7 protein-coding genes are annotated in these 18,838 nt (G+C 67.4%); 2 read left to right on the top strand and 5 right to left on the bottom strand.

All coding sequences use genetic code 11. The features are described from left to right. Positions 1-81 precede the first annotated feature (81 nt). The 4 genes from LHU95_RS03430 to LHU95_RS03445 form a co-directional block, all read right to left on the bottom strand. Positions 82-1,023 (bottom strand): hypothetical protein, encoded by a 942-nt coding sequence (locus tag LHU95_RS03430; RefSeq protein WP_248709981.1) that lies wholly within the window; start codon positions 1,021-1,023, stop codon positions 82-84. Then, positions 1,020-1,955 carry an MlaD family protein gene (locus LHU95_RS03435; RefSeq protein ID WP_248709982.1) on the bottom strand — a complete coding sequence of 312 codons (936 nt, stop codon included), beginning with the start codon at positions 1,953-1,955 and terminating at the stop codon, positions 1,020-1,022. The genes LHU95_RS03430 and LHU95_RS03435 overlap by 4 nt, the downstream gene beginning before the upstream one ends. Positions 1,956-2,089: 134 nt before the next feature. Then, entirely contained in the window at positions 2,090-2,509 is a 420-nt protein-coding gene (locus tag LHU95_RS03440; protein ID WP_248709983.1) for a hypothetical protein, read from the bottom strand. A gap of 158 nt (positions 2,510-2,667) precedes the next feature. Further along, positions 2,668-4,383 carry an AMP-binding protein gene (locus LHU95_RS03445; protein WP_248709984.1) on the bottom strand — a complete coding sequence of 572 codons (1,716 nt, stop codon included), beginning with the start codon at positions 4,381-4,383 and terminating at the stop codon, positions 2,668-2,670. Positions 4,384-4,480: 97 nt separating this feature from the next. Here LHU95_RS03445 and LHU95_RS03450 point away from each other — a divergent pair, with 97 nt between their 5' ends. Next, on the top strand, positions 4,481-6,292 hold the full coding sequence (locus tag LHU95_RS03450; protein WP_248709985.1) for a M3 family oligoendopeptidase: 1,812 nt from the start codon (positions 4,481-4,483) through the stop codon (positions 6,290-6,292). Beyond that, the gene (locus tag LHU95_RS03455; protein ID WP_248709986.1) at positions 6,289-7,659 is read left to right on the top strand and encodes an AarF/ABC1/UbiB kinase family protein; all 1,371 of its coding nucleotides are present in this window, start codon (positions 6,289-6,291) and stop codon (positions 7,657-7,659) included. Before LHU95_RS03450 ends, LHU95_RS03455 begins: the two co-directional genes overlap by 4 nt. A 275-nt stretch (positions 7,660-7,934) precedes the next feature. Here the strand turns inward: LHU95_RS03455 and LHU95_RS03460 are convergent, their stop codons facing one another. Next, complete coding sequence (locus LHU95_RS03460) at positions 7,935-18,683, bottom strand: SdrD B-like domain-containing protein (protein WP_248709987.1); 10,749 nt, start codon at positions 18,681-18,683, stop codon at positions 7,935-7,937. Positions 18,684-18,838: the final 155 nt, after the last annotated feature.

The following is an 18,838-nucleotide window of genomic DNA, read 5'->3' on the forward strand; positions in this document are numbered from 1 at the left end:
GACGCATCAAGGCCAGGGCGATCGCACGCGAGCATGCGCGAGGGCCAGCGTCCTCGGAGGATGGAACCCCTCGCCCTGTGCTTACCCCGCGGCGTCCCGCTCGCGTTCAGCCATGGCCCGCAGCGAGGCCCGCGCCGCGTTGCCGATCTCCGGCAGGCGCGCCTGCCGGGCCAGCGCCTCGGCGGCGTTCAGCCAGCGCCGCGCCTCGGTGAATTCATTGCGGGCCGCCGCCCCGCGCCCCGCGCGCAGCAGCAGATCGGCCGCCGCCGCGTTGTCGCCCATGCGTTGCGCGGCCTCCGCCTCCAGCGCCAGGGCGCGCCCCAGGCCGCGATAATCCAGCCCCTCCCGCCGTAAGGCGCCGGCCTCGCCGGCGAGGCGCCGCGCGCCGGGTGCATCGCGGCCTGCCAGGGCGGCGGCAGCAGCGAGCTCGCGCGCATCGGCGCGAAAGGCGCGCCCTTCCGGCTCGCCCAGGGCGGCGCGGGCCTCGGCCAGGGCGGTCTGGTCGCCACGCCCGGCGGCGATCAGGCCGCGCAGGAACCAGGTGCGGCGGGCGATATCGGCATCCTCGGCCGTCACCTGGGCCGCGACGCTTTGCGCCCCGGCCATGTCCCCCGTGCGATACAGCGCCAGCGCCTCCACCAGCAGCAGCGCATCGGGCACCGGGGCGGCACGGCGGATCAGCTCGGCACGCACCTCGCGCGCGGTGCGCAGGGCTGCCGCATTGCGGCCCCGCGCCAGATCGGCCGCGGCCAGCCCGATGCCGGTATCGGCGATGGCCGCCGCGTCATCCCGCTCCCGCGCGCGGCCCAGGGCCGTGCCATAGAGCCGTGCCGCTTCGGCCGGACGGTCGAGCTCCAGCGCCAGCCGGCCCGCCCGGGCGGCGCGGCCCAGGGTTTCATCGGGCGGCGGCGGGGCGGGGGCCGGGGTGCTGCCGCAGGCGGCCAGCAGCGGCAGGGCGAGAAGCGGCAGGGGCAGCCAGGACGGGGCGGGCCAGGACGGGGCGGGCCAGGACGGGCGCCTCACGGCCGCAGCCTCTCGGCGGCGGGGCGCCTGGGCTCGGGAGCGGGCGGGCCGCTGCCGCCCAGCAGCCACATGCCGCGCAGCTGCGTCAGCAACAATTCCAGCTCGCGCGTGGTCTGCTGGGTCTGCAGCAGCACCCCCGGCACATTGCCCGTGCTTTCCTCCAGGTTGCGCACCGTCTGCGGCAGGCGCTGCGAGGCGCGGGAGACATCGCGCGTGGCCTGTTGCAGATTGGCCAGCGCCTGGTCCACGCGGCGCATCAGGGCGGGCAGGCTGCTATTGGGGCCGGATTCCGCCATCAGCCGCTCGGCCTGGACGGCCAGCCCGTCGAAACGCTGCACCAGCTGCCCGCCGCCGCGCAGCAGCGCGGTGAGTTCCCGCACGGTCTCCTCCGCGTTGCGGGCGAACTGGTCATCCGTCATCAGCCGGCCGAAGGAGCCCTGGCCGCGCTCCATGCCCTCCACGAAGCGCACGGCGAAGCGGGAGACGCGGCCCAGATCCTCCAGCACCGGCAGCGCGCGGTCGCGCAGCTGCTCCAGCACCTGCAATTGCGAGGGCTCGCTCGCCGCTTCCAGGCTTGCGGCGGCCCAGTCGAGCGGCGGGCCCTCGCCCCGGCCGATGAACAGGAACGCGCTGCCCACCCCGCCCAGCCGGCTGCGCACCGTGATGGGGGAATCGCGGCGGATATGGTCGCGCGCCTCAGGCTGCTCGATGAGGATCTCCGCCACCAGGCGGCGCTGCGGGCCGAAGGAAATGCGCTGCACTGTGCCGGCCTTCAGGCCCAGCACCTGCACATCGGCCCCCGGCTCAAGGCCACCCGTGCCCTCGATCGGCAGCAGCACGCGCAATGTGGCGCCACCCTGGCCCAGGGCCGCGGGCACCGGCAGGAGCAGCAGCGCCATCGCGAGGAACCGCGCGAGCCGCCCCAATGTCAAACCGCCCATCCTGCCCCCCAACGGCGCCCAGCCGGGCGGAAGGCTATCGCCCGCTTTCGAGCCGGGGCAAGCGCGGCCTCAGCCCAGGCCTGGCATGGCGCCCCGTGCGCGGCGGTTTTCGAGGGTTGCTTGCCTCACCGAGCCTGCGCTGGCGGTAATCCGGCTGATCCAGACCGGAGCTGAGGGGCAGAGCATCGCGCATTGGCCAAAGTGGCAAGATATTGGTTTCGCGCTTCGAGCGCGCGTTGGTCAATTCCGGCCGATCCCTGGAAATCCATCAGGAAGAGCGGGAGGATAAAGAACGCCCCGGCCACCCCTGCCGCGACGTTCTGGGCGACCTTGGCGCCAGATTCGAAGCCAAGATCGGCAACGCGCGCGCTATTGGCCAAGATCTCCGCCTGAATGGCCGCGCAATCCATTGTACTGTCGATGGGTTGCACCACAGCCACGGGTGCGGGCGCACGCCCAGCGCAGGCGCCTGCCAGGAGCATGCAGGCCAGAAGTGGATAGCGAAGCTTCATGCGTATTCCCTGGAAAAACAATTCCAGGATCATATATGTCATAGGTAATAAAAATTGATGAACGTGATGCCGCGGTTGGCGGTGCGCCGTTCAGTGCTGAACGCTCTTGCCGCGGGTGGCGAAGATACGCGTTGCCTCTCAGGCCATCGCCGAAGCCGTCAACGCCAAGCTCTGGCCCATGCTTCGTCTTGTCAGCCCAGCGCCGCGACCTCATCGCCGTAGCGTTCCAGCACCTGGCGCCGCTTGATCTTCATGGTCGGCGTCAGCAAGCCATTCTCGACGGTGAAGCCCTCGGACAGGGTCTGGAAGCGGCGGATGCGCTCGATGTTGGAGAGGCGCGCATTCACCCGCTTCACCGCCTCGCCCACGCGCTCCGCCTGGCCTTCGGCCGGGACGATGAGTGCGACGACGCCAGCCAGCCCTTCGCCCGCCGCGACCGCCTGGGCCACCTCCGGCTCGCCCGCCAGCATCGCCTCGATCTTGGAGGGGGCCACCATGTCGCCGCCCTTCAGCTTCAGGAAATCCCGCTTGCGGTCGGTGATGAAGATGCGCCCCTCGCGCAGCTCCGCCACATCGCCGGTGTGCAGCCAGGCCTCGGTCTCGCCGGGCGGTGGGCGCAGGGCCAGCGCTGTGGCCTCCGGATTGTTCCAGTAGCCATCCATGACGAGGCCGCCCTTGATGAGCAATTCGCCATCCGCGGCGAGGCGCGCTTCCACGCCGGGCAGCGGCTTGCCCACGCTGCGGCGGTCATTGTCCCAGGGCAGGTTCACGCTGATCACGGGCCCGGCCTCGCTCTGGCCATAGCCCTGGATCACGGTGACGCCGAGGGCGAGGAAAAAGCCCGAAAGCTCGGGGTCGAGCCGCGCCCCGCCGGAGATCAGCGCCTCGATCGCGCCGCCGAAGCGCGCGCGCACCTTGGCGCGGACCAGCCGGTCCAGCGCCGCATCCTGCACGCGCTCGAACAGCGAGAGCGGCGGGCCATCCAGCTTGCGCAGCCCCAGCGCTAGGGCGCGGCGGAACAGCCGGAGCCTGAGCCCGCCCTCCTTTTCCAGCGAGGCCATAATGCGCTCGCGGATCACCTCGAACAGCCGCGGCACGGTGGTGATGAGCTGCGGGCGGTGCTCGGCGAAATCCGCCAGCAGCTTGTCCGCTCCGCGCGCGAAGATCACCTGGTAGCCACAGGCCGGCATCAGGAAACCGCCGACCGTATGCTCATAGCTGTGCGACAGCGGCAGGAAGGAGAGGTAGCGCCCTTGCCGCACGCCGATGCGGTCGATCAGCCCCTTGGCGCCGACGCAATTGGTCAGCATGGCCCGGTGCGGCAGCATCACCCCCTTGGGGTTGCCGCCCGTGCCGGAGGTGTAGATCAGGCAGGCGAGGCGCCCCGCCGGGATTTCCTGCACCTCGGCGATCAGCATCGCGAGGTCGGCCGGGGTGGCTTCCAGCTCGGCCCAGCCGAGGGCAAGCGTCTCGGCCGGGGGCGAGGGGAGTTCCTCCATGCCCACCAACAGGTCGAGCGGGCCGGCCTGCAGCACGCGCTCTGCCAGCGGGCGCGTCGAGACGATGGCCGCCCGGGCCCCGCTGTCGCGCAGCACATGCGCGTGGTCGGCCACGGTGTTGGTCACGTAGGTGGGCACGGTGACGGCGCCGATGGCCATGATGGCATTGTCGGCGATCATGAATTCGGGCCGGTTCTCGCTGACCAGCAGCACGCGGTCCCCCGGCATGATGCCCTGCGCCCGCAGCCCGGCGGCGATATGCGCGACCTTTTGCGCGAATTCCGCGCGGCTCATCCGCCGCCACTGGCCCTCCCGCCAGAAGCCCAGCATGGGCTGGTCCGGCGCCTGGATGGCCAGGGCAAAGATGAGCCCGGGCAGGCTTGTCGCCGTTTCCACGGTCTGAGGCATGCAAGGGTTTCCGGAACATGGACGTTTGGCCGCTTGGCCGCGGCACTAACGCGCATATATGTGAAGAATGCGAATGATCCCAGGCCGCGCCCCTGAAATGTTGCGCTCCCCCCTCGATATCGCCGCCGGCGATGTCGCCTTGCCCTCGGGCCTCCCCTCCTGGGACCTCTCGGACCTGTACAAGGCGCCCGATGATGCGGCCCTCGGCGCCGATCTCGCCCGTGCCGAGGACGAGGCGCGCGCGTTCCAGTCCCGGCTCTCCGGCCAATTGGCCGCGCTCTCCGGCGATGCCCTGGCCGAGGCCCTCATGGAATATGAGCGCATCGAGGAAGTGCTGGGCCGCGTCATGAGCTTCGCGCAGCTGCTGTTCTCGGGCGATGCGCAGAACGGCGAAAACGGCCGCTTCTACCAGACCATGCAGGAGCGGGTGACGCAGATCTCCTCCCACCTCGTCTTCTTCACGCTGGAGATGAACCACGTCGAGGAGAGCGTGCTGGAGGCCAAGCTCAAATCCAGCCCCGCTTTGGCCCGCTTCCGCCCCTGGCTGCGCGACCTGCGCGTCTGGCTGCCGCACCAGCTCTCCGACGAGATGGAGCGGCTGCTGCATGAGAAGGAGGTGACGGGCCGCGCCGCCTGGAACCGCCTCTTCGACGAGACCATGGCCAACATGACCGTCACGGTGAGCGGTGAGGAGCTTTGCGTCAGCGCCGCGCTGAACAAGCTCTCCGACAGTGACCGCGCCGTGCGCGAAGCCGCGGCCAAGGGTGTTTCCGAGGCGTTTGGCTCGCGTATCCGCCTGTTCAGCCTCATCACCAACACGCTGGTGAAGGACAAGGAGGTGATGGACAAGTGGCGCAACCACCCGCGCCCCGGCTCCTCCCGCAACCGCGCGAACATGGTGGAAGACGAGGTGGTGGACGCGCTGGTGACGGCCGTGCGCGAGAGCTTTCCCCGCCTGTCCCACCGCTACTACACGATGAAGGCGAAATGGCTGGGCCTGGAGAAGCTCATGCATTGGGACCGCAACGCGCCGCTGCCGCGCGATGCGGATGGCAGCATTCCCTGGCCGCAGGCGGTCCAGCAGGTGCGCGCTGCCTATGCCGGATTCTCGCCCGAGATGGAAAAGCTGGCCGCGCCCTTCTTTGAAAAGCCCTGGATTGACGCGGCCCTGCGCCCCGGCAAGTCGGGCGGCGCCTTCGCCCACCCCACGGTGCCTTCGGCGCACCCGTATCTGCTGCTGAACTACCACGGCAAGGCGCGGGACGTGATGACGCTGGCGCATGAGCTGGGGCATGGGGTGCATCAGCGCCTGGCGGCCGAGCAGGGCTACCTGATGTCCAGCACGCCGCTGACCCTGGCTGAAACCGCCAGCGTCTTTGGCGAGATGCTGACCTTCCGCGCGCTGCTCGATGCGGAAACCGATCCGGCCAAGCGGCGTTTGCTTCTCGCCGGCAAGGTCGAGGACATGCTGAACACCGTGGTGCGCCAGATCGCCTTCTACCGCTTCGAGACGCTGGTGCATGACGAGCGCCGCCAGGGCGAGCTTTCGTCCGAGCGCATCGGCGAAATCTGGATGCAGGTGCAGACCGAGAGCCTGGGGCCGATCTTCGACTTCACGCCGGATTACGCCTGCTACTGGGCCTATATCCCGCATTTCGTGCACTCGCCCTTCTACGTCTACGCCTATGCCTTCGGGGATTGCCTGGTGAATGCGCTCTACGGCGTGTACCGCGATGGCAGCGTCCCGGATTTTGAGGGGAAATACATGGCCATGCTCAAGGCCGGCGGCACGCTGCGCCACAAGGAATTGCTGGCGCCCTTCGGCCTCGATGCCTCGCGCCCGGATTTCTGGAAGCGGGGGTTGGACGTGATCTCGGGCTTCATTGACGAACTGGAGGCCACCTCTTGAGCGACCGCGAAAGCTCCTCCTTCTTCGGCGAAATGCGGCGCATGGCGCGCACCTCGGGCGCTGTCACCGGCATCGCGGCGCGGGTGGCGGGGGAGCGTTTCCTCGGCATCAAGACCAACAAGGATGCGCATGCGGGGGACCTCAAGGCGATCCTGGGCGGGCTGAAGGGTCCGATGATGAAGGTGGCGCAGTTCCTCGCCACCATTCCGGACGCACTGCCGGAAGAATACGCGCGCGAACTCGCCACGCTGCAATCCAATGCGCCGCCGATGGGCTGGGCCTTCGTCAACCGCCGCATGGGCACGGAGCTCGGCGGCGACTGGCAGAAGAACTTCTCCGAATTCGGGCGTGAGGCCGCGGCCGCTGCCTCGCTCGGCCAGGTGCATCGCGCGAAGCTGCAGGACGGCACGGAAGTCGCGTGCAAGCTGCAATACCCGGACATGAATTCCGTGGTGGAGGCGGACCTCAAGCAGCTCAAGCTCGGCATGCAGCTCTACAAGCGGATGGACAGCGCGCTCGACAATGAGGACGCCTATGCCGAGATCGCCGACCGCCTGCGCGAGGAGCTGGACTACACGCGGGAGGCTTCGCATCAGCGCCTCTACAGCCTGATCCTGGCCGATGAGCCGCGCGTGCATGTGCCCACCCCGATTGACCACCTGACCACCCGCCGCCTGCTGACGATGACCTGGCTGGATGGCGGCTCCATCCTGAAGCGGCTGGAGGAGGAGCCCTCGCTGGAGGAGCGCAACGGCTATGCCGAGGCGCTGTTCCAGGCCTGGTACAAGCCGGTCTATCGCTATGGCGTGATCCATGGCGACCCGCATCTGGGCAATTACCAGGTGCGGCAGCCGGGCACCAAAGGTGGCGATGGCGGCATCAGCCTGCTGGATTTCGGCGTGGTCCGCATCTTCCCGCCCAGCTTCATCACCGGCGTCATCATGCTCTATGAGGCGGTGCGCGATGGCGATGACGAAAAGGCGCACCACGCCTTTGAATCCTGGGGTTTCCGCAACCTCTCGCGCGAGACGATGCTGGTGCTGAAATCCTGGGCGGATTTCCTCTATGAGCCGCTGATGGAGGACAAGGTCCGCCTGATCCAGCAATCCGATGACCCGACGCATGGCCGCCGCGTGGCGCAGGCCGTGCATGAGGGGCTGAAGCGCACCGGTGGCGTGAAGATCCCGCGCGAATTCCCGCTGATGGACCGTGCCGCGATCGGCCTGGGCAGCGTGTTTTTCCGCCTCAAGGCCGAGCGCAACTGGCACCGCATGTTCAACGAACTCATCGCCGATTACAGCGAGGAAAAGCTGGCGCAACGCCAGGCGGCCGCCCTGGCCGAAGCGCGGGTTCCGGCCTCGCTTTAGCAGGCTGGTGAACACCGCCCGGGGTGGGATCGAGGGGCTGGTCCCTCGAACTCGCCGGCAGGAAACCTGTTTCCTGCACCTTCATCCTTGGATCTGAAACATCGAAGATCCGAGACATCGGGCTTCTTGGTGGGGTTGCCCGCAAAGCGGAGTGCGCGGGAGAGCGCAAAACGCTCTCGCTCCCTGGCAGTTTTCAGCGCGAAGAGGGCTTCGGCCGGCACAGGTCAGAGGCGGCGGCGGTCGAGGGGTGCCGCCCCTCGACCGCCGCCCCCGGATCAGAACACGAAGTCGGTGTTCACCAGCGTGTGCAGGCCGGTGAGGATGATCACCGCCTCGGCCGTGCCGCCATCGCCCTGGTCCACTTCGATGCGCGTATCGCCACCGCTCTGCGACTGACGGATTGAGCCCTGGCCGCCGCCGGCGAAGGCATTGCCCGCCATCAGCGTGAAGGCCTGATCGCCCGCCAGGCCAAGATTGGCGTCAATCGCCGAGAGGTCGAGCACATCGCCCTGCGCCCAGGCGAAATCCGTCACCCGGTCTGGCGTTGCCGCCGCACTCTCATTCAGCACGCTCCAGACGAAGCGATCCGCGCCGGTGCCGCCGGTCATCGAATCCTGGCCCGCGCCGCCCATGATGGTGTCGTTGCCGCCACCACCGATCAGCGTGTCATTGCCGGCGGCACCCTCAAGCCGGTTCGCGCCGCCATCGCCCGTCAGGCGGTCGTTGAAGCCCGAGCCGATCATGTCCTCGATCGAGAGGAAGCTGTCGCCATTGGCGAAGCCGCCGGTGCCGAGCCCGGTGGCGAGCGACGCCGTGACGGCCGCCGTCGCACCGACATAGCTGGCGGTATCCGTGCCAGCCCCGCCATCGAGCACGTCGGCACCGGCGCCGCCGAGCAGCAGGTCGTTGCCATCCTGGCCCAGCAGCGTGTCATTGCCGGCGTTGCCGACCAGCGTGTCATTGCCTTGCAGGCCTTCCAGCAGGTCATTGCCGGTGGTGCCGGTCAGGCTGTCATCGCCGACGCCGCCCTGGATGGGGCCGCGTTCGCCGGGCAGCGGCGCCACCAGCGTGCCGGGCACGAAGGTGATGCCGGGCAGCGGGCCGCCCATGGTCAGCGGCGGGCCGTTGTAGCTGTGCAGGATGATCGCGCTGTCCACACCGAAGTAGAGCACCGGCATGGTGTTCCAGGTGCCGATCGCGGTCGGCCCGCTGATGCCATAGATGGTCAGCGTGTCGCCTTCGGCCTGGTTGAAGCTGTAGAGAAGATCCACGCCATCGCCGCGTTGGTAGATGTAGCTATCCGCCCCCGCATCGCCCTGCACGCTGTCGCCGATCACCACATTGGTGAAGGTGCCGGCCACCAGGCGGATGGTGCCGGTATCGGTGCCGCCCGCCATGGTGTCATTGCCGACGGAGCCGCGGATGTCGTCGTTGCCGGCGCCGCCGATGACGATGTCGTTGCCCTCATTGCCGGTCATGCTGTCATTGCCGGTGCCGCCGAACATGGTGTCGTCGCCCAGCTCGCCCTGCATGTTGTCGTTGCCGGCGCCGCCCTCTTCCCAATCGTTGCCGTCGCCGCCTTCGATCGTGTCGTTGCCGTCGCCGCCGTAGATGACGTCATTGCCGCCATTGCCGTGCAGGTTGTCGTTGCCCTTGCCGCCCTGGACCTTGTCATCGCCATTGCCGCCGAAGACCGCGTCATCGCCATCATTGCCCTGGAGGCAATCATTGCCGTCGGTGCCCTGGATGGCATCGTTGCCGCCCAGGCCGTCAATGTGATCCGCGCCGGCGGTGCCCACGAAGTTGTCGGCACCCGGGGTCAGGATGGTGGTCGGCAGGTCGCAGGCGCCGACCACGTTGGGGATAAAGCCCGCATCCACGGTGGTGAGATCCTGGTCCTGCACCAGCGTGTAGCTGCCGGTGCGGCCGCCGGCGCCGGCATCGCTGTCACTGCCGTCATTGCCGATATCACGCAGCGTCGGCGTGTAGCCGGCGGGGGTGACGAACTCGACGCTGTAGCTCGCCGGGCGGAGGTTGCCGAAGTTGTAGAAACCGCCGGCATCCGTGGTGGTGGTGGCCAGGATGGCGCCGGCCGCGGAGATCAGGCGGACGGTGACGCCGCCGATGCCCGGCTCCTCGCTGTCCTGCTGGCCATCGCCGTCGCGGTCGGCCCAGACGCGGTCGCCGATGGAGGCAGCCAGCAGCAGGCCCGCATCGCGGGTGTTGTTGGTCTGGCCCGAGGTCAGCGTGATCTGGGAGGTGCTGCCATTGGTGGCGTTGGCGTCACTGTCCAGCGCGTCATTGCCGAGGTCGCGGCCGGTGAAGACCGTGCCGCCGGGCGCGACGAAGGTGACGCTGTAGGTCCCGGGCAGCAGGTTCGCGAAGCTGTAGTTGCCGTTGGTGTTCGTCACCGTGGTGCTGATCACGGCGCCGGCCGCGTTCAGCAGGTTCACCGTGACGCCGCGGGCATTCGCCTCGCCCGTGTCCTGCAGGCCGTTGCCGTTGCTGTCCAGCCAGACGCGGTCACCAATGGTGACACGCTGGAACAGGCCCGCATCCAGATCCGTGCGGGCATCGCCTGAGAAGATCATGGTGGGTGCGATCACGCCGGCCGCATTGGCATCGCTGTCGGCCGCGTCATTGCCGCCCTGGTCAATGGGTGAGGTTTCGTAGCCCGTGGGCCGCACCACCTGCACGCCATACTGGCCCGGCGCCAGGTTGCCGAAATTGTAGATCCCGCTGGCATTGGTGGTGGTGCTGCCGATCACCGTGACGCCATCGGCCCCGAGCAGATTGACGGTGACATTGGCGAGGCCAGCCTCACCCGCATCCTGCACGCCATCGGCATCCAGGTCATGCCAGATCCGATCACCGATGCTGGCCGGAACATAGACGCCCGCATCCACATCGCGCGTCGTCGTCGCGGGGAAGACGCTGACCGGATCCGTGATGCCGCTGGTCGTGTTCGGATCACTATCCACGGTGTCATTGCCGCCCTGGTCGCGCAGGGTGAGCTTGAGGCCCGAGGGGATGACGAATTCGACGCGGTAGCTGCCAGCCACAACCTCGGTAAAGAGGTAGTTGCCATCGGCGCCCGTGGTGGTGGTGCGGCCGGTGAAGCTGCCATCGGCGTTGAGCAGCCGGACGGTGATGCCGGCCTGCGAAGCCTCGCCGCCCTCTTCCAGGCCATCGCCATCGCGATCCACCCAGACGCGGCCGGTGAGATTGCCGAGCTCGACCAGCGCGGCATCCACCGTGTTGTCGGTCTCGCCCGATTCCAGGTTGATGATGCCGGTGCGGCCAGCGCTGTTCACATCGCTGTCGGAGGCATCGGCGCCCAGATCCTGCTTGCCGAAGGCGCGGTTGGCGGGGGCTACGAACTCCACCCGGTAATCGCCGGGTGCGAGGTCGGTGAAGCTGTAGATGCCGTCCACGCCCGTGGTGGTGGTCTGGCCGGTCGGCGTGCCATCGGCGCGCAGCAGGCGGACGGTGATGCCGGAGACGCCGGCCTCGCCCACATCCTGCTGGCCGTCATTGTCCACGTCCAGCCAGACGCGGTCACCCAGCGTGGCGGTGCGATAGAGGCCGCCATCCACCGTGTTGTCGGTCTCCCCGGAGATGAGGTTCACGACATCGGTGCGGCCATTGGTGCCGATATCGCTGTCGGAGCCATCGGCGCCGCTATCCTTCACGGTCGGCACATAGCCGGCCCTGATGATCTCGACGCGGTAATCGCCGGGAGCCAGCTGCGTGAAGTTGTAGCTGCCCGAAGCGCCCGTGACGATCGGCGAGACACCCGCAACCGGCGTGCCATCGGCGTTCAGCAGGCGGACGGTGGCGCCGGCGATGCCGGGCTCGCCCACATCCTGCTGGCCATCGCCATCCATGTCCTCGAACACCTTGTCGCCGAGGCTGGCGGGACGATAGACGCCGGCATCGAGCGAGCGGTCATCGCCACCGGAAGCCAGCGTGATATTCGCCGTCTTGCCGGTCGTGAGGTTGGCGTCGCTGTCGATATTGTCGTTCAGGCCGATATTGGCCTTGGTGAAGGGCGTTGCGGCATCCGGCACGAAGCGCACGGCATAGGTGCCGGGTGCCAGATTGTCGAAGAGGTAGTCGCCATTCGCGTCGGTCACCGCGGTGCGGCCCGTGGGGTTGCCCGCGCTGTTCAGCAGCTCGACCACGCGGCCGGAGATACCGCCCTCGCCGGGGCCGCCCTGCAGGCCATCGCCATTCACATCCTCGAACAATGTGCCGCCGAGCTTGGCGCCCTTGTAGAAGCCGGCATCGAGGCGCGGCTCGCTCTGGCCACTGACCAGGGTGAAGGCGTCGCTGCGGCCCAGCGCATTGACGTCGCTATCCGTCGTCTCATTGGCATTGGCGCCGGCATTCTGCGTGGAGGCGGTGAAGCCCGTGGGCAGCACCTGGATGGAATAGTTGCCGGGGATGAGGCCGGTGAACTGGTAGAAGCCATCCGCACCCGTCGTCGTGGTGCCGATGACGGTGCCGCCGCCGTTCAGCAGGTTGACGGTGGCGCCGACAATGCCGGTCGCGCCGTCATTCTGCAGGCCATCGCCGTTGCTGTCTTCCCAGACGCGGTCACCGATGGTGGCGAGCTGGTAGAAGCCGCCATCCACGTTGCGGACATTGTCGCCATTGGCGAGGGTGTAGGTGCCCGTCACGCCGGTGGTCTGGTTCGCGTCGCTATCCGTCAGGTCGCCGCCGACATCGGTCAGCGTGCGCTTGTTGCCGCCGCTCTCGTCGAAGCGGACGCGATACGTGCCGGGAACCAGGCCATCGAACAGATAGGAGCCATCGGCGGCCGTGACCGCGGTGCGGCCCGTGGCCGAGCCATCGGCGTTCAGCAGCGTGACCAGGATGCCGGCCAGGACCGTGTCGCTGGCACCGGCGCGCTGGCCATCGCCGGCCGCATCGGTGAAGGCCACGCCGCCGAGCGAGGCGCGCACCACCTGCACCGCCTCATTCTCGGTCACCGTCGTGAGCGAGGAACCAGGCGCCACCGCATAGGGGTTCACCGGGGCGGAGGAGACGACGGCGCCCACATTGTCCAGCACCTTGCCGGCCGTGTTGCCCACGATGTCGGCAACCTTCGCCACCACCTTGAAGACCACCTGGTCATTCAGCGTGGACATGTTGTCGAAGGGATTGTTGATGTCGCCCATGTTGAAGGAGAGCGTGCGCGTCCCGGCGTCATAGGTGCCGGCCGAACCGAGGCTCAAGCCGGATCCGGTGATGCCGCCCAGCGAGACCAGCTCGCTGCTGACGAGGTCGAGGCCGGTGGGCAGCACGTCGCGCAGGATGATGCGCTGCGAGCCTTCGCCCAGAGTCGCCGTCACCAGGAAGGTCGCTTCCTCGCCAATGCCGACCGCATTGCCGACCGTGGCGCCGAGCGAGGTGGAGACCAGCGTCTTGATGACGGTGTTGACGATATCCGTCGTCACCGTGGCCGGGTCCGTCTCGGTCACGCTCACACCCAGCACCGGGGCGGAGCTGTAGGTGACGCTGGCCGTGTTGGTGATGGACTGGCCATCCACGATATTGGCGGCCAGGCGCGCCTGATAGGTGATCACCACCGGCGCCGAGCCCAGCAGATACTGGCTCATCGAGAAGCCGATATTGCCGCCCGTCTCGGTGATGGTGCCGGCCGAAGCCGTGGCCGTGCCTGCCACCAGCGTGACGCCGGCGGGGATGATGTCGGCGAGGTTCACCAGATAGGCGGGCGAGGTGCTGCCGGCCGCATGGCTGAGCGTGATCTGGTAGGTGACGAGGTTGCCCGCATCGCCGCCATTGCCGGAGATCGCGTCCTTCACGATCACGAGGTCGGGGCGGACGATGTCGATCTTCGCGTCATCCGTGGCGACACCCAGGCCGGTCTTGCCGACACCCGGCGCATAGGTCTCGGCACGGCCGGTATTCGTCAGCGTGCTGCCCGCCGTGGCCGTGGTGGCCACGCGGCCCGTGACCAGGATGGTGACGGTATCGCCCGCATCGCGGTCATTGTCGCCGGCATTGACGATGGTGCCGAAGTCGAAGCTGTAGGCCCCGCCCGAGATGGAGGTGGCGGCCGAACCCACGCTGAGCGAGGAGCCGGTGATGGTGTTGCCGATGCTCTCGACCGAGGCGCTTTCGAAGGTCAGACCGGTCGGCAGGGTATCGGAGACGACCAGGCGCTGCGTGCCCTCGCCCACCGTGACGGTGAGGCGGTAGGTCACCGTCTCGCCGGGTGCCGCGTCCGGATTGGCCGCGTCCACGAAATTGGCGAGCGTATTGGCATCGCCGGTCGCGATCACCGATTTGTCGATGGTAGGTGCCAGGACGATGTTGCGCGTCTCGGTGTCCTGGATGTTGTAGCTGCGGCTGGCCAGATCCTCGGCGGCCGTGGGGTTCAGCGGATCCACCGGATCGGCCGGGTTGCCGTCATAGGTCAGGCGGGCGGTGTTCGCCAGCACCTGGCCGGGTGTCACCGTATCCAGCGCGCGCGCCTGATAGGTGATGGTCACGGTGGAGGCGCCGAGCAGGTAGCGATCCGTGCTCCAGGAAATCGCATTGCCGCTGTTGCTGACGCTGCCGGCCGAGGCGGTGAGCGTGCCGCCGACCAGCTCCATGCCGACCGGGATCAGGTCACTCAGCACCAGGTCATAGGCCGGCGCATCGGAGCTGGAAGAATGCCGGATGGTGATGCTGTAATTCACCAGCGCACCCGCATCGAGCGGCTGGCTCGGCGCGGCGAGCGCCGAGGTCTTGTCAATGAGAAGCAACGGCTCCACCACATCCACATTCACCGAGGCGGTGTTGCTGGTGGTGCTCGGCGTGCCGGTCGTGCCGGTCTGCGCGCTGGCGGAATTGGTCAGCAGGTCATTGTCGCCATTGACGGCCACGTCGGTGACGATGGCCTTGACGCGCAGGACGATCACCTCCGCATCGGTATTGGCATTGACGAGGGTGTTGCGCACATTGCCGAAGTTCAGCGTGTAGGTGTCGTTGCTGCTGTTCTGGCCGGTGTTGGAGGAGGTGAGCGTCGGCGCGCCGATCACGCCACCGGCATAGGTGGTGAGCGCGGAACCGACCGAGACAACCTCGATGGAGCCAGGGATCAGCGAAAGGTAGCCGTTGCGGGTGCCGGTCGCGTCTTCCAGCGCGTCAATGATGCGCAGGTTGGGGCTGTCGCCTTCCGGCAGGCGCACCCGGATTTCGTAGGTGACTTCCTCGCCGATGGCGAGGTCGGGTGTGCCCAGGTCAAACCGATCGCTCGGCACCACGCCCTCGGCGGCGGGGCCGCGGGTATCGGCGTTGGAGGTCGCGATGATGGTCTTGGTGACGCTGGGCGCCAGGAGTGTCACGGTGTGGCCGTCCGACACCGTGTTCACACGGTCATCCGGGTTGCCGGTATTGTCCATCGAGCTGCCGCTGGCGGTCGCGGTGTTGTCCAGCTTCTCGCCCGCATCGGCGTCGGGCTTCACGATGACGTCGAACTTGACCGTCACCGCCTCACCCGGGTCGAGGTAGTCGATCACGTAATCCACGGGGCCGGGGCCACCCAGACTGATGCGGCCGGCGGCGACGCCCGAGATGCTCAGCGTCGCGCCCTGGTAGATGGCGTCCAGCTGCACATCGGTCAGCAGGTCCTTGATGGAGACATCCCAGGCGCGGGCGGTGAAGTCATTGTTGGCGGAACCCGTCGCGGGCACGCCGCTGTTGGTGACGGTGATGGTGTATTTGACGGTGTCATTCGCATCCGCCGTCGTCTTGTCGGCGGTCTTGTTGATGACGAGGTTCGGCGCCACCACCTCGATATTGGCGGTCGCGGTGGTTTCGTTGCGGCCGCTTCCATTCGGGTTGGCCGCGCTGACCTTGACGGTATTGGTCAGAATGTCGCCGCGGACATTGTCCACATGGTCCTTGACGCGGGCATCCACCTCGATCGTCACGGTGGCGGGCTGCGTGGCCAGCGTATTGGCGGTGTTCAGCACATCGCCAAAGCCGAAGCTGGCGCGGTCATTGCCGTTGACGCCGTCACTGTCGGAGAGGGAGATGACCGGTGTGTCGTCGAAGGTGCTGCCGGCACCGAGGCCCGTGACGCCAATGAAGCGCGCGGCCAGCATTTCCATCACGCCGCCGCCATTGGCGTTGGCGGTGGGCAGCCAGTCTTCCACGCGGAAATCGGTCATCCGGCCTTCCGGCACGGTGACAGTGATGCGGTAGGTGACCGTCTCGCCGATGGTTGCGTCGGTCAGGCTGTCATTGCCGGCCAGCGTGCCGGTGTGACTCTCGCTGGTGGTGAAGACCGCCTTGACCGGCGTCGGCGATTGCGTCGTGACGATGGCGGTATCGGAAAGATCGCCGGTCGGGGTGTAGGGCGTGCGGTCAATGCCGCCTTCCATCGCGGCGAAATGCTTGATGGTGGCGGTGTTGGTCAGGTTCGCGCCGAAGGCGGCGACGGTGTCCACCAGCTCCAGGTCGTAGGTGATGACGATGATGTTGTCGCCGCTCGTGGCGCTTTTCGCCCCGATGGCGCCGCTGTTCACCGCATCGCCCAGGCGGATGCCGCCGGCCGGGTCGAAGATGCTGGTGCCTTCGATGGTGTAGGGGATCAGGTTGCCCGCGCCATCGGTGATGCGCAGGTTCAACCCGCTGCCCGGCACTTCAAAGCCGGTCGGCAGCGTGTCGCGGATGAGGACGTCAAAAGCGCCCTTCAGCGAGGAGCCGGTATTCTCCACGACGATGGCGAAGGAGACGCGGTCCCCCGCATCGGCGCCCTTGAGATTGGCGTCAATCGGCGCGGAAGCGAGGTTGGTGCTGTTGATCGTGCCGGTGAAGCGGTTGCCCGCGGTGCCGGGTGCGGAGAAGGTGACGGGCCCGAGGGAGCCGGTGGTGGTGGCGGCCGGATTGGTATCGGCGATCACGCCCTTGGTGATGTTCAGCTCAGGCTCGCCCAGCACGAACTGGACGATCGCGTTGTCCTGGAATTCCTTGCCGAAGCTGTTGGTCTCGGTGCTGGTGACCTGGTTGGTCAGCAGCAGGCCGTCGCCGAATTCCTCATCCTGCACCACCACGGTGAACAGGAGATCAATCGTCGAGGACGGATTGCCGGGGGCGCGCGCATCGCCGAAATCGAACTTCAGCGAGTTGCTGACGCTGTCATAGGTGATGATGGGGTTGGTGCTGGGATCGCCCGAGGCATCGAAGCTGTCGTTCGGACCCCACTTGGCCTGGTTGGCGCCCGGGGTTGCCGCACTCACCACATCGGTGAAGGTCATGCCCGAGATGGCCTTGAGGACGGGCAAGGGCAGGTAGTCGCGCAGTTCCACGTCATGCGCGCCGGTCAGCGGCATATCGAGCTTGAGGCGGAAGGTGATGGCATCGCCGGCCGAGACGGGGCCCGGCGTGAAGGCGGTGTTGCCATTGATGGCGTAGATGGACTTGGAAACGTCGCTCACGGGCAGCGAGACGCTGGCGCCGCTGTCATCTGATTTCGGGCGATTGGTCTCATCCACCACGCCGCCGAAATCAATGCCGTTGCTCAGCGGGTCGCCCTGGTCCACCAGCGGCTCGTTCGAGGGGGCCGGGGCGGTGGAGATGTAGTTGGTCTGGATCGTGCTCTGGAACTTCACCAGCACGGTCGCCTGGTTGTTCACGCCGCTGGGCTGGCCGTTCAGCACATCGTCAATGCCGCGGTCCCGCATTTCCTTCGAGACGTCGAAGGTGATGGTGGTGATGCCGGTCGCCATGTCGCGCACGGCATTGATGTTGGCGGCGGCGATGGTGCCGCTGAACAGCGTGGCGCCACCCTCCTTCATCGTGATGGTGACGGGCTTGCTCGCGTCGAAGATCTGCCCGTCGCCAAGCTTGTCCACCAGGATGAGGTCATCCATGTTGAAGTAGTTGGAGACCTGCCCGTCCAGCGTCCATTCCAGGTTTTCCCCGGCCTTGAGGCTGGTCAGCGCCTCGACCGACTTCTGCACGGCGATGGACTTGGCGGTGATGACATCCTCCGGGCCGGCCGGATTGATCGCGAAGACCGTGACGGCGTCGCGGCCATCGGTCGGTGTCCAGCTGGCATCCAGGCGGGCGTTGTTTTCCAGCACGCGGAAGGCGCCCGTCACCGGGTCGAGCACCGGGGTCGTACCATCGCGCAGGAATTCGGGGACGTAGAATTCGATCTTCAGCGTCGGCACGCCGCCCACGCCGCCGGTGTAGCTGCCGGTGAGGTTCGCGGTAACCTGGCCCGTGGCATTGTCGAAGCTGGTGGTGCCGGTGCCGTTCACGATGGAGACGGACTTGATGTACGTGCCGTCCGGCATGGTGTCGCGCAGGGTCAGGCCGGTGACGGTCTGCCCATCGGCGATCAGCGCCTTGACCAGCCATTCGCGCGGATAGGAGGGGCCGGTGGCGGTTTCCTGCTCGGGGCCGACATAGTCCACATCCACCGCGAGCACGGTCGGCGTGATGGCGAGGCTGGCGGGCGGGCCGAAGACCGGCGCATCGGTGCTGGGGTTCAGCAGCGGGTCAAGCCCATAGGCGAAGCCGCCGCTGGCCTGCACGTTCAGCGGCGTGGCGAGATCGGCCAGGTTGGAGACGCGCAGCGAAACCTGCACATCGGCCGCCGTCTGCTCGGGCGTGAAGCTGCCGAAGGGGAGGCGCAGGACAACCAGCGTCTCGCCCGGGGTGCCGGTGACGACCAGCGGGTTGCCGGAGGCATCCTTGCTGAAGGGGTGGATGACGGTGCCGCCGGCCGGGAATTCCAGGACCCATTGCTCAAGGCCGGCACCCAGGAAGGTGGCCCCGAGGAAGATCACGCCGTCATTCGCCGGTGAGTTGCCCGCACCCGCGCCATCCGCCCCGTTCGTGGGCAGGATCAGGTTGATGTAGGGCGAATACCCGACATTGGAGCCGGGTGCCGCGTCCGGGACATTGTCGAAGCGGACCGTGAGGTTCTGGAGGCCGCCAATCGGAGCGCTGAGCGCTGAGCCGTTGGTGAACGAGACGATCGGACGAGCGGACATATTTTTTGCCTCCAGACGGGGGGCCGCGAAGGGCGACGCATGATCCCGTTAAGGCGATGTTTACGAATTTTGAGATTGTTCGTCAACCGAAGAATGCTGATTTTGATCGGAGAATGAGTCTTTTTGAGACGCCTTCAGAGACAAAATGAGTGTCA

The sequence above is a fragment of the Sediminicoccus sp. KRV36 genome (genome assembly GCF_023243115.1).
In the GTDB taxonomy this organism is placed as follows: Bacteria; Pseudomonadota; Alphaproteobacteria; order Acetobacterales; family Acetobacteraceae; genus Roseococcus.

Bases quoted from the DNA above. Each gene is read 5' to 3' on its own strand.
- LHU95_RS03440 (WP_248709983.1), bottom strand. From the start codon at position 2,509: ATGATCCTGGAATTGTTTTTCCAGGGAATACGCATGAAGCTTCGCTAT.
- LHU95_RS03445 (WP_248709984.1), bottom strand. From the start codon at position 4,383: ATGCCTCAGACCGTGGAAACGGCGACAAGCCTGCCCGGGCTCATCTTT.
- LHU95_RS03450 (WP_248709985.1), top strand. From the start codon at position 4,481: ATGTTGCGCTCCCCCCTCGATATCGCCGCCGGCGATGTCGCCTTGCCC.
- LHU95_RS03460 (WP_248709987.1), bottom strand. From the start codon at position 18,683: ATGTCCGCTCGTCCGATCGTCTCGTTCACCAACGGCTCAGCGCTCAGC.